This window comes from Clostridium sp. E02, from assembly GCF_003833015.1.
In the GTDB taxonomy this organism is placed as follows: domain Bacteria; phylum Bacillota; class Clostridia; order Lachnospirales; family Lachnospiraceae; genus Lacrimispora.
The window spans coordinates 18622-30196 of sequence record NZ_RJLQ01000032.1 but is presented as its reverse complement, the minus strand read 5'-3'; the positions used below and the strand labels follow the sequence as shown (position 1 = coordinate 30196).

The 11575-nt window shown below is 39.4% G+C and carries 12 protein-coding genes and 1 riboswitch; of the genes, 8 read left to right on the top strand and 4 right to left on the bottom strand.

From position 1 onward, the window contains the following. Positions 1-192: 192 nt before the first annotated feature. Together EFT72_RS17985 and EFT72_RS17980 are read right to left on the bottom strand one after the other, a co-directional pair. Positions 193-885 (bottom strand): LrgB family protein, encoded by a 693-nt coding sequence (locus EFT72_RS17985; protein ID WP_124068299.1) that lies wholly within the window; start codon positions 883-885, stop codon positions 193-195. After that, positions 882-1250: a CidA/LrgA family protein gene (locus EFT72_RS17980; protein ID WP_124068298.1), complete on the bottom strand. Its 369-nt coding sequence runs from the start codon at positions 1248-1250 to the stop codon at positions 882-884. The genes EFT72_RS17985 and EFT72_RS17980 overlap by 4 nt, the downstream gene beginning before the upstream one ends. A 133-nt stretch (positions 1251-1383) precedes the next feature. On the opposite strand from EFT72_RS17980, the gene EFT72_RS17975 reads away from it, so the two are divergent. From EFT72_RS17975 to EFT72_RS17960, 4 genes are all read left to right on the top strand, one after another. Continuing rightward, positions 1384-1905, top strand: coding sequence for a phosphatase PAP2 family protein (locus EFT72_RS17975; protein ID WP_124068297.1), 522 nt, complete (start codon positions 1384-1386; stop codon positions 1903-1905). A gap of 60 nt (positions 1906-1965) precedes the next feature. Then, positions 1966-2063: riboswitch (THF riboswitch) on the top strand. A gap of 60 nt (positions 2064-2123) precedes the next feature. Beyond that, positions 2124-2696, top strand: coding sequence for a folate family ECF transporter S component (locus EFT72_RS17970; RefSeq protein WP_124068296.1), 573 nt, complete (start codon positions 2124-2126; stop codon positions 2694-2696). Between the two features lie 205 nt (positions 2697-2901). After that, complete coding sequence (locus tag EFT72_RS17965) at positions 2902-3741, top strand: Mrp/NBP35 family ATP-binding protein (protein WP_124068295.1); 840 nt, start codon at positions 2902-2904, stop codon at positions 3739-3741. 27 nt (positions 3742-3768) lie between these two features. Then, the gene (locus EFT72_RS17960) at positions 3769-4479 is read left to right on the top strand and encodes a GTP pyrophosphokinase family protein (RefSeq protein ID WP_124068294.1); all 711 of its coding nucleotides are present in this window, start codon (positions 3769-3771) and stop codon (positions 4477-4479) included. A 104-nt stretch (positions 4480-4583) separates the two neighbouring features. Here EFT72_RS17960 and EFT72_RS17955 read toward each other — a convergent pair whose 3' ends face one another. Together EFT72_RS17955 and EFT72_RS17950 are read right to left on the bottom strand one after the other, a co-directional pair. Next, positions 4584-5849 carry a HAMP domain-containing sensor histidine kinase gene (locus EFT72_RS17955; protein WP_124068293.1) on the bottom strand — a complete coding sequence of 422 codons (1266 nt, stop codon included), beginning with the start codon at positions 5847-5849 and terminating at the stop codon, positions 4584-4586. Next, positions 5846-6520 carry a response regulator transcription factor gene (locus EFT72_RS17950; RefSeq protein ID WP_124068292.1) on the bottom strand — a complete coding sequence of 225 codons (675 nt, stop codon included), beginning with the start codon at positions 6518-6520 and terminating at the stop codon, positions 5846-5848. The genes EFT72_RS17955 and EFT72_RS17950 overlap by 4 nt, the downstream gene beginning before the upstream one ends. Positions 6521-6756: 236 nt before the next feature. On the opposite strand from EFT72_RS17950, the gene EFT72_RS17945 reads away from it, so the two are divergent. The 4 genes from EFT72_RS17945 to EFT72_RS17930 are packed head-to-tail and all read left to right on the top strand — an operon-like array spanning position 6757 to position 11466. Next, on the top strand, positions 6757-7848 hold the full coding sequence (locus EFT72_RS17945; RefSeq protein WP_124068291.1) for an S-layer homology domain-containing protein: 1092 nt from the start codon (positions 6757-6759) through the stop codon (positions 7846-7848). Between the two features lie 14 nt (positions 7849-7862). Beyond that, positions 7863-9584: an HlyD family efflux transporter periplasmic adaptor subunit gene (locus EFT72_RS17940; protein ID WP_124068290.1), complete on the top strand. Its 1722-nt coding sequence runs from the start codon at positions 7863-7865 to the stop codon at positions 9582-9584. A gap of 12 nt (positions 9585-9596) precedes the next feature. Continuing rightward, positions 9597-10304: an ABC transporter ATP-binding protein gene (locus EFT72_RS17935; RefSeq protein WP_124068289.1), complete on the top strand. Its 708-nt coding sequence runs from the start codon at positions 9597-9599 to the stop codon at positions 10302-10304. After that, the gene (locus EFT72_RS17930) at positions 10282-11466 is read left to right on the top strand and encodes an ABC transporter permease (protein ID WP_347561904.1); all 1185 of its coding nucleotides are present in this window, start codon (positions 10282-10284) and stop codon (positions 11464-11466) included. The genes EFT72_RS17935 and EFT72_RS17930 overlap by 23 nt, the downstream gene beginning before the upstream one ends. The last annotated feature ends 109 nt before the right edge of the window (positions 11467-11575 follow it).

The following is an 11575-nucleotide window of genomic DNA, read 5'->3' as shown; positions in this document are numbered from 1 at the left end:
CCTCCTTTGATGTGCTTGTGTGGCTGCGAACCAACACTATTATATCACTGGAGGTTTTTTACCTGAAGCTAAAGCTGCTGTGGTCACACCTGCATAGCAGGTGGTTTATTAAAAGACTGCCATACAATCATAAAAAACAGCTGCAGAGATCTGCAGCTGCTTTTTAGTAGGTTTAGACAAGTTTTTTGCTTCTTATAGAAAATTAGCAAAAATAGACGCAAATACTACAGTACAAAGTCCAGATGTAGCAATGGCAAGGCTACTCATTGCACCTTCAATTTCACCGATTTCCATGGCTTTGGTGGTACCAACTGCATGAGATGCAGAACCAATGGCAATCCCAATGGCAACTGGTTCCGTGATTTTGAAAACTTTGCAAACTGTTTCTGCAATGATACTACCAAGAATTCCGGTAACGATAATACTGGCAACTGTAATTGTGACAAAGCCTTTCATTTCCTCCGATATACCCATGGCAATTGCTGTTGTAATGGATTTAGGCAAAAACGTAACATATTCCTGATGATTAAGGCCAAAAACCAATGCCAGTAATAAAACGGTACTCATGGTAGTAAGTACACCGGTCAAGGTACCGGCTATGATTGCTTTAGAATGTAGTTTAAGTAGATCAAATTGACGGTAAAGTGGAATTGCAAGACAGATGGTTGCTGGTGTCAGGAGATAACTGATGTACTTTGCGCTGTCGTTATAAATTTTATAATCAATCTTTAATAAAGATAGAACAATCATAACAATTATAATTGAAACCAATAATGGGTTTAAAATAGCTAATTTGAATTTTCTTTTTAGTCGGATTCCTACTTCATAGCCGATCAGGCTGATAGCTGCTCCGAAAAATAAAAAATCGCCGATTGTATGATTCATTGCTTTATGCCTTTCTTCTTTTTGCCGGACTGAATAAAAAATTGAGTAACTTTTCCTGTCACTATCATAACAATGACCGTAGAAAATGTAGTGATTACCAGAAAAGGGATAAGAATGGGACGAAGGATGCCCCAGGAATCCAAAAGCCCCACAGCTGCCGGAATGAACATTAAGGGCATGATTTCTAATAAAAAGTCACTTGCTTGTTCTACTGCTTCTAAAGGAATTGATTTTGTTTTTAACCCCAACAGCATAAGGATTAAGCCATAGATGCTGGCAGGAACCGGAAGGGGAAGAATCAGGTGTATGATTTCTCCAACCAAGGATATAAATACAATTATGCTGAATTGTCTGATGTAATTCATAATAGCCTCCTGCAAATTTTGTCGAAATTCAACTAAAGTTTATCCTAAACTCAATTACACCACTTGTCAAATGTTTTTCATAGTAAAATTTAAAATTATAATACGAATGGAATCATTCAAAAGGAGATTACGAATGTTTGGTGGCATAGAATTTAAAATTCTGTATTTTCTGCAGTCTGTCCATGCTCCATGGCTAGATGTTTTTATGCAGTATATTACCTATCTGGGGGATCATGGGTTTATATGGATTTTAATTGGGATTGTCTTTCTGTGTTACAAAAGAACCAGGAAGATGGGGATCTGTTTGCTACTATCATTGGGGATAGGCCTTTTACTTGGTAATGTGGTGCTTAAAAACATGATTGCGAGGCAAAGACCGTGCTGGATTGACAATCAGATACTACTTCTGATCCCGAACCCCAGGGATTATTCGTTCCCTTCGGGGCATTCTCTGGCAGCTTTTGAGGGATCTGTAAGTATTTGGCTTTTTCATCGTAAATGGGGAATCTGGTTCTTTTTACTAGCCACATTGATCGCATTTTCCCGCTTATATCTGTTTGTACACTTTCCGACTGATGTATTAGCAGGGATCACCATGGGAATTCTGATTGCAGTTCTGGTTCATCGCAGTATGGAAAATTTAATTGTGTCTTAAAAAATACTTGATTTCCATGCAGTCTGTGTTATACTGATTGCATTACAAAAATTGAAGAATAGCAGAGTAGACTTGTGTGCGTTAAGTGCCGGCTGAACAGGGAGTTGTCAACTGGACGAAAAGATTTTCTTGCGGTACACGAGTCGCATCCCGCTGCATCAGAAGATAGGAATTTTATCTCCGGTTGTAGTTTGAGGTCTGCAAAGGAGGTATTTTTTATGAAAAAATTAGCCACTTTGTTCACCGATTCTTACAAAGAAGTGAAATCTGTAAGAACGATTACCACTGCAGCAATGTTTGCTGCAATCGCCATGATACTTGACGTATTTTCAATCCATCTTGGGAGTTATATCAAGGTCACATTTTCCTCGATACCAAACGGTATCATAGCATATTTATTCGGACCTGTTATGGGAGGATTGTTTTCTGGCTGTCTTGATATTTTAAAGTATTTAATGAAGCCTACCGGTGCATTTTTCCCCGGATTCACCTTAGTGTCCATTTTAGCAGGGGTATTATATGGATGCATGTATTACAAAAAAAACATTACGTTAAAGAGGATTCTTGTATCTAAGTTTGTTGTTATGCTTATCTGCAATGTTATTCTTAATACCGTATGTTTGTCAATTTTGTATGGGAAGGGATTTATGATCATGCTTCCTGCAAGAATTGTCAAAAATCTGGTGATGTGGCCGATTGATTCCATGATATTTTATTCGTTGATTAAATCTATGGAGACCATAGGGGTTTTTCGAACGATAAAAGAGGCACGTTCCTTTGGGACAAAATAGCAAGAGAAAGATCTGAGTGGCGTAAAATCCTCTTCAGATCTTTCTTACTAAATCTAGTTTATATTTTCATTGGTTTATAGAAAATCCATAGACAGAAGTCCTCTTTCATACTATAATCTTAAATATCTGCAATTTAATAAAGTTGCAGAATAGCGTTGTGAAACCATAGAACGGGTAAAAGTTTTAACAATAGGAGGAGTAAAACATGAGTGAAGAAAATTGTACTCATAATTGCAATACTTGCGGAGAGAGCTGTAGCAGCAGGGAGGATGAACCGACTAGCTTTTTAGAGCCGTTAAACCCTGCCAGTACCGTTAAAAAAGTAATTGGAGTGGTAAGTGGAAAAGGAGGAGTTGGTAAGTCTTTGGTTACTGCGATGATGGCGGTAGCCATGAATGCAAAGGGACACAAGACTGCCATTTTAGATGCGGATATCACAGGGCCTTCTATTCCAAAAGCATTTGGCCTTACTGATTTGGGTGTAGGAATGACACCAACTGGCCTTATGATACCTGCAACCAGTGCAACTGGGATTGAAGTCATGTCATCTAACTTGATTCTTGATCATGAAACCGATCCTGTTATCTGGAGAGGACCAGTTATTGCAGGAGCGGTCAAACAGTTTTGGCAGGAAGCACTTTGGGAAGATGTAGATTATATGTTTGTGGACATGCCTCCTGGAACCGGTGATGTACCATTAACCGTATTCCAGTCATTGCCTTTAGATGGTATTATTATTGTAACCTCTCCCCAGGAGCTAGTTTCCATGATTGTGGCCAAGGCTGTGAATATGGCGAAGAAAATGAATATTCCCATTCTCGGTCTGGTAGAGAACATGAGTTATCTCATCTGTCCGGACTGTGAAAAGAAGATATCCGTATTTGGAGAGAGCCACATGGAAGAAGTGGCAAAAGAATATGGAATTAAAGTACTTGCTAAGATTCCCATTGATCCTAAGATTGCTGGTGCTGTGGATGCGGGCTTGGTTGAGTATCTGGAAGCACCATGGCTTAAAGAGGCAGCTGATGTAGTGGAATCGATTTAACGTTGTTTTTACATTAGAGGTATAAGTATGAAGATGAATATGAATCCAAATAGTGAATTAAACCAGTCAATTGTGAATGTTCCAAATCTGGTTTCTGTTCCAGATCCGCTTCTAAAACAAGCCTATCAGTTTCAGGAAGCAATGATGATGTATACTTGTGCAATACGTGAAGTTAAGACAAAATTGGAAGTGTTAAATGACGAGCTTTCTGTAAGAAATTCCAGAAACCCCATTGAACTTGTCAAATCCAGGGTGAAAAAACCGGTGAGTATTGTAGAAAAACTAAACCGAAGAGGGCTTCCGGTTTCACTGGAATCCATGATGGAAAACTTAGATGATGTGGCAGGGATTCGTGTGATCTGCTCCTTTCTTGATGATATTTACTCTGTGGCAGAGATGCTGACTCGACAGGACGATGTCCATATTATTGCAATTAAAGACTATATCCTCAATCCTAAGTGTAATGGTTACCGCAGCTATCATATGATTATAGAGATTCCAGTTTTTTTCTCTGACCAGAAAAAATGGATGCGGGTAGAAGTTCAGATACGTACCATTGCCATGGATTTTTGGGCAAGTCTTGATCATCAGCTTAAATATAAAAAAGAAGTTCAGGAATATTCTGAGGAAATCAGTGTTGAACTGAGAGAATGTGCAGAGGTGATTTCGCAGACGGATGATCGGATGCTCAAGATAAGAAAGAAGATTGAGCAACAGGAAATTCCGAATTCGAAATAATTATAGGAAGATGCCAGATTGTTTTCTCCATGATTGTGTTTCACTACACAAAAAGAAATGTCAGTTTATTGTGAGTTTATCCACAGTGAACTGACTTTTCTTTTTTACAGGGTATATGATTGACGTGAATCGTGTGGCAGGCTAACAGTGAAGACAGTTCCAGATTCTAAACTACTGGTAACGTGTATCTTTCCTTTGTGTCGGTTGATAATCGTCTTTGCAATTGAAAGTCCTAATCCATATCCCCCTTCTTTTCTTACGCGTGATTGATCTGTTCGGTAAAAACGCTCAAAGATGTGCTTCTGTTCATCAGAAGAGATATAATTTCCAGTATTATAAACGCTCAAAATTGCACTGTGGGTAGATTTTTTTAAGCAAACAGAAACAGAACCATCTTTTCCTGCATATTTACATGCATTATCAAGTAAGATGATAACTAACTGTTTTAGCTGAGATTCACAACCATTTATGATTATACTTGGTTCAATCTTATTTTCTAAATTTATTTTGCTTTCAAAGGCAACTGATTCAAAAAGAAGAACACCATTTAGTACGATATCGCTAAAATCTAAGGCGGTTTTAAATCGCTGATCTGTCTGGACAATACCGGCATCGGAACGAGCCAGAAAAAGGAGTTCTTCTACCAGTTGTGTCATTCGAGAGGTTTCTACCTTCGTATTAATCAGCCATTTTTCTTGTTCTTTGATGGTACAGTCTCTGTGAGAAAAGAGGATCTGCAAGTTGGCTAAAATAACGGTAAGTGGAGTTTTTAACTCATGGGATGCGTCGGCAATAAATTGATTTTGCAGTTTCCACGCAGCTTCGACTGGCTTTAGTGCCAGACGAGAAAGGTAGAGGCTTAAAATCAAAAAAAGAATGACTGCCAGGAAAAAAATCAACAAGCAGTTAATCAGAAGAGTTTTTAAGTTATTATATTCATAACTTAAATCTGCAAAACCAATTTTCGCTCCGTCTTTCGTATCAATTTTAAGATAACGAAGGGAATAATCCTTAAGAATTCCTTGGGAGGTACCCTTGTTTTCCACTAACTGTATCAATGTAGTAGCTAATTCTTTGGTTGCACTAATGTTGCGCTCATAGATTGTTTTAATGGATTGATCCCTGTTTAAATACACTACAAAAACAGGAGTAAGGGGGGGAATGTTTGCTTTTGGTTTACGGCCCAATCTTATTATATCTGGGGCTGGAGGTATCCGGTTATGATCGATGGACTGCATGAGAGACATGATTGTTTCACGCTTAAATCGGTTTACATTTGAGTAGTAAAAGACACCTATAACCACACCCAAGATGCTTATAACAAATGTCATATTAATTAATATAAATTTCAGTTTTAACTTCTTAATCATATTGTTACCTCTAAGTGGTATCCAACTTTACGAATTGTTGCAATTTCAACTTTTGACCCCACAAAGTTCAACTTCTTCCGAAGAAATGAAATATAGGCTTCTACGTTATTGTCTTCTGCTTCCGAATCATTGCCCCATACCCTAGTAATCAAAGTATCCTTAGATATGATTTTCCCCGAATTGTTCATAAGGATTTTCATTACTTCAAATTCTTTGTATCCCAAATGAATGGATTTAGAGCCACAACACAAATCATTAACAGATAAGTTTAAGGTTAAATCTCCAAAATTAATCTCTTCGAATAATACCTCACCTTGACGACGGGAGAGGGCTCGAATGCGGGCCAAAAGCTCTTCTGGGATAAACGGTTTTGTCATATAGTCATCTGCTCCATTGTCAAGGCCGGTTACCTTGTCTCTGATGTCCTCCCGAGCTGTAAGCATGAGAACTGGTGTTTGAATGTGGGCATCTCTTAGTTTATGGACCACTTGGAACCCGTTTTGTCCTGGAAGCATTACATCTAAAACAATGACATCATATTCGCCTGAAAGACCGAAATATAGGCCATCAGTCCCAGTGTATACAACATCGGCTTGGTAACGTTGTTCTTTCATAATCTGTACCAATGCTTCCGCCAATCTTCTTTCATCTTCGACAATTAGTACCTTCATGCTTAGGTTCTCCTTCTTACTTTATTAAAGGCTATTATAAGATGAGATTGCTTAAAATACAATCCAATATTTTTGTTAATTATAATATATTAGGCTTAAAATATGCTGAAATAGAGTTTCAGATTATTTTAAGCTTATAATGCTAAGATATGGTGGAAAGATGCGTAGTGGCATGATTATAGCAGAGTACCTTGTTAATATAAAAGGCAATTTAATTGACGAGAGGAGAAATTTGGATGAATGTAAGAAGAGTAGGGGCTTCCCTGGCTGTTGTTATGATAGCTACGGCGGTAAATCCTATAATTGGGGAAGCATCAACTAATTTTAATTTAAGGAAAAAAGTAATCGGAGTTTCGGGTATTATGAATGTCACAAGTATAAATACAATGGTGACAAGAGGGGAATTTTCCAATATGCTGGTGAACGCTTCGTCATTTAGAAGCACGGTAAATGGTGTTAGCAACACCTCTGTTTTTGCTGATGTGAATAGAGAACATGAATATGCAGCTTCAATTCGCATTGCGGCAGAACAAGGCTGGATGAGCGGATATCTGGGTGGGGATTTCAAGCCGAATGAATACATAACACTTCAAGACGCTGTGAAAGGGATATTGAGACTTTTGGAGTATGAAAATTCCGATTTTACCGGAGATCAGACGGGATCTAGACTTTCTAAATATCATTTTTTGGAACTGGATGAAAATATTAATAAAGATGCGCAAGAAATTCTAAAAAAGGAAGACTGTATCAACTTATTCTATAATCTTCTAAAGACAGACACTAAATCCGGTACCATGTTTGGTAAGAGTCTGGATTGCGAACTTACGGAGGAGGGGGAGATTAATCCTTTAACTATGGTAGATAACAGCCTGAAAGGACCGAAAGTTGTCAGAAGTAAGAGCAGACTTAACTCCTATTTACCATTTAAACTAAAAGAGGCTAATGTTTATCTTGACGGAGAGGCAGTATCAAAATCCAGTGACGCGATTGATGTTGCACTTGAAAGTTCAGATGGTGTACTAATATACTATCACCAGCTTTCCAAGACTGTATGGCTCTACACAGTTGGAACTGAAAATGAAAGCGGTCGTTCTGCTGTATTTGGAGAGATAAGTAATATAGTTTATGATTCCACCGATTTAATGACACCGAGCGCTATCATACTGGATGACGGCAATACGTATGAGTTGGCCGGCACTGATATGCAGTTTGCTTTTTCTTCTTACGGAGATTTCAGGGTGGGTGATACGGTAAACTTGATTTATACATTATCAACTGACAGTGAAGGGAATGAAACACGATCTGTCATTGATTATATAGAAGATTAACAGGAGAAGCAGGAATGAAAAAAATCATCCAGAAAATATTTAAAAAAAAGAAAAAAACAAACCGTAAAAAAGGGAAAAAGGTCTTAATCATTCTAATTATTATACTTGTGGCTCTAGCAGGGATTTTTGCAGCATTTAATTTTGAAAAATCCAAAAAAGCTTCTTCAGAGTCAAAAAGCGTTCGAACGGCCACGGTGACTAAACGAGATATTACTTCTGAGCTTTCATCTTCTGGGACAATTTCTCCAAAAGATACCTACGATATTACATCCCTGGTTGAAGGCGAGGTGGTTACGGCAGATTTTGAAGAAGGGGATGAGGTGACGAAGGGTCAGGTCCTCTATCAAATTGATACCTCTTCTAAGGAATCGGAGTTGACTTCAGTGAAAAACACTCTAGACAGAGCGCAGGAAACTTACGAAATTGATTTGGGCGATTATAACACTGCTTTAAGTGATTATAGTGGGAACACCTATAAATCGACGGAGAGTGGTTACATAAAGTCCCTGTCGATTAAGGAAGGAGACAAAGTCAGCAATGGTACAAGTATTGCTGATGTATACGATGATAAAACTATGAAAATAAAAGTCCCTTTCCTGACAGGTGATGCGGTCCAGATGGCAGCTGGGAATCCGGCGACTTTAACTATGACAGATACCGGTGAACAAATTAATGCAGTTGTTACTTCAGTTAGCAGTATGGAGGTCACGTTAACCGGCGGTCGCATTGTCCGTTATGTAACCATAGATGTAACGAATCCAGGAGGTCTTACTACGGAAAGTGCGGCAACAGCAATAGTGGGAGATTTTGTCTGCAGTATGGAGGCAACGTTTGAGCCAAAACTCGAAACAACTATGGTGGCAGATTTGTCGGCCAGTGTGGAAGTCGGAAGTCTCTTAGTTCATGAAGGAGATTATGTGTCAAAAGGAACCCCTATTTTTAAAATGGAGAGTAAGTCTGCAGAAAAGTTATTACGTACTTATAAAGATACTTTAGAGAAGGCCCAGTCGACCCTTGAATCAGCAAAAAGTAGCCTGGAAAGTACTCAGGACACATATGACAACTATACAATTACTGCTCCTATTTCCGGAAGAGTCATTGCGAAGTCTGTGAAAGCAGGGGATAAAATTACCAAAAGTTCAAGTGGAAGCACAACCCTCTCTGTTATTTATGATATGTCCAATTACACGTTTGAGATGTCAGTGGATGAGTTGGATGTAAAATCCGTTAAAGTGGGTCAGGACGTAGTTGTTACAGCAGATGCGGTAAGCGATAAGTCTTTTTCTGGCACAGTCACCAATGTGAGTCTGGAAAGCTCTGCTTCGAATGGAGTTACCAATTATCCGGTTACAGTCACGTTAAATGACGGTTTGGATGAATTACTTCCGGGTATGAATGTGGACGGAGTAATTATTCTGGCTGAGGCAAAAGATGCGTTAACTGTGCCCGCTGATTCTGTAAAGCGTGGAAATGAGGTTTATGTAAAGGATGAAACGGTGAAAGAAGCTCAGGGTGATATTCCGGCTGGCTTCCGCGCTGTGGAGGTTACCACTGGCTTGATTAACGATGATTATGTGGAAATTACCAGCGGTTTGGAAGAAAATGAGGAAGTTTATGTTGCAGAATCTACTGTTCGTACCACTCAGGATACGATGATGCCAGGCGGTATAGGTGGAGTCGGTGGTGGCATGGGCGGTGGCCCCAGAGGTGGTGGCGGCGGATCCCAAAGGAAGTAGGAGGTGGAGAAAGTGGAAGAACCTTTAATTGAATTAAATAATATCTATAAAATTTACCAGATGGGCGACGAAGAGGTCCGTGCAAACGACGGAGTAACTTTAACCATCACTCGTGGAGAATTTGTGGCTATAGTAGGAAAATCTGGAAGTGGAAAGTCCACGCTTATGAATATCATCGGCGCCCTGGATGTTCCAACTTCAGGAGAATACTTATTAGGGGGAGCGGATGTAGGTAGAATGTCCGATAACCAGCTGGCTCAGATTCGGAATAAGATGATAGGTTTTATATTCCAGCAGTATAATCTTCTACCAAAATTAAATCTTTTGGAAAACGTGGAACTTCCCCTTTTATACGCAGGAGTGGGAACGGGGGAACGGAAGGAGCGTGCTATGGCCTCTCTAGAACGGGTAGGCTTGGAAGAAAAATGGAGAAATCTTCCTAACCAGCTATCTGGAGGTCAGCAGCAAAGAGTCTCTATTGCCAGAGCTCTGGCAGGTAATCCTTCCCTTATTCTTGCAGATGAACCTACAGGAGCATTGGATTCCAAAACCAGCCGAGGGGTTTTGGATTTTTTAAAGAAGCTAAACGATGAAGGGAATACGATTGTTATGATTACACACGACAGTACCATAGCGTTAGAGGCCAGACGTGTGGTTCAGGTACATGATGGCAAAATTAATTTCGATGGAGACGTAAATGAATATTCTGCAATCCTTTAAAATGGCTCTTAAGAGTATCTGGGGGAATAAGATGCGTTCCTTCCTCACCATGCTTGGAATCATTATAGGTGTGGCGTCGGTCATCATTCTGGTAAGCCTTGTGAATGGACAAATGTCTTATATGACAGAAAGTTTTGCCAGTATGGGAACCAACCAGATTAATGTTAATGTATCAAATCTCTCAACCAGATATGTAACCGTGGATGAGATGTATAAATTTTATGATGATCACACGGATTTATTTGACCATATGACTCCCAATGTTTCATTATCTTCTACAATAAAAAATGGAACGGAATCCACCACGGATACGACTGTAACAGGTGTTAGTGAGGACTATCTGACAATGAAGGATCAGACCCTTGATGCTGGTCGTTTCCTTCAGTATCCTGATATTATATCTAGACAAAAGGTGTGTGTGGTAGGTTATTATGTGGCCTGGGAATTATATGGAGGCGTGGACAAAGCAATTGACCAAACCATAAAAATAGATGGCTACGCTTACCGGATTGTTGGGGTGATTTCAAGACAAGATGATGATGAACTGGAAGCTGGTGGTTCGGATGACGTGTTATATCTTCCCTATAGCTGTGCAGCTAAAATGAACAATAGTTCTCAAATTAGCAGTTTTATTTTTTCTACCGCTGATATGGATCATACGACGGAAGCAAAAAAAACGATTAATGATTTATTGTTGGGAATTTTTAAAGATGATAATTTATACCGAGTAACAGCGATGAATGAGCTATTGGATTCCTTAGATTCTATGATTTCTATGATGTCTATGTTGCTTGGAGGCATTGCTGGGATTTCTCTTCTGGTTGCAGGAGTAGGTGTTATGAATATCATGCTGGTATCGGTAACGGAACGTACTAGAGAAATCGGAGTCCGGAAAGCTCTAGGGGCGAAGAAACATAATATTATGCAGCAATTTGTAATAGAGGCAGCTGTTACCAGTTCTCTTGGAGGTGTTGTCGGGATCGTAATAGGTTCGATTGCTACCACACTCATAGGAACTGCGATGGGAATGACTGCTACCCCCACGCCGAGTGCCGTAATTATTTCCTTCAGTGTTTCAGTGGGAATCGGTTTGCTATTTGGTTATATGCCGGCAAGCCGGGCTGCTAACTTAAATCCCATTGATGCCCTGCGCAGTGAATAACAATCTAATATATTCTTGCAAAAGTTACATATCAGTGTTACTATTTGCATAGTACAAAAGGAGTGGCTCATAAAAGGGTTGCTCCTTTTGCAACGAAATAAATGGGAAT

What these genes read in the sequence shown, in the direction of transcription:
- EFT72_RS17930 (WP_347561904.1), top strand. Translation starts at nt 10,282, where the DNA reads ATGAATATTCTGCAATCCTTTAAAATGGCTCTTAAGAGTATCTGGGGG.
- EFT72_RS17985 (WP_124068299.1), bottom strand. Translation starts at nt 885, where the DNA reads ATGAATCATACAATCGGCGATTTTTTATTTTTCGGAGCAGCTATCAGC.
- EFT72_RS17965 (WP_124068295.1), top strand. Translation starts at nt 2,902, where the DNA reads ATGAGTGAAGAAAATTGTACTCATAATTGCAATACTTGCGGAGAGAGC.
- EFT72_RS17955 (WP_124068293.1), bottom strand. Translation starts at nt 5,849, where the DNA reads ATGATTAAGAAGTTAAAACTGAAATTTATATTAATTAATATGACATTT.
- EFT72_RS17950 (WP_124068292.1), bottom strand. Translation starts at nt 6,520, where the DNA reads ATGAAGGTACTAATTGTCGAAGATGAAAGAAGATTGGCGGAAGCATTG.
- EFT72_RS17970 (WP_124068296.1), top strand. Translation starts at nt 2,124, where the DNA reads ATGAAAAAATTAGCCACTTTGTTCACCGATTCTTACAAAGAAGTGAAA.
- EFT72_RS17960 (WP_124068294.1), top strand. Translation starts at nt 3,769, where the DNA reads ATGAAGATGAATATGAATCCAAATAGTGAATTAAACCAGTCAATTGTG.
- EFT72_RS17975 (WP_124068297.1), top strand. Translation starts at nt 1,384, where the DNA reads ATGTTTGGTGGCATAGAATTTAAAATTCTGTATTTTCTGCAGTCTGTC.
- EFT72_RS17945 (WP_124068291.1), top strand. Translation starts at nt 6,757, where the DNA reads ATGAATGTAAGAAGAGTAGGGGCTTCCCTGGCTGTTGTTATGATAGCT.
- EFT72_RS17940 (WP_124068290.1), top strand. Translation starts at nt 7,863, where the DNA reads ATGAAAAAAATCATCCAGAAAATATTTAAAAAAAAGAAAAAAACAAAC.
- EFT72_RS17980 (WP_124068298.1), bottom strand. Translation starts at nt 1,250, where the DNA reads ATGAATTACATCAGACAATTCAGCATAATTGTATTTATATCCTTGGTT.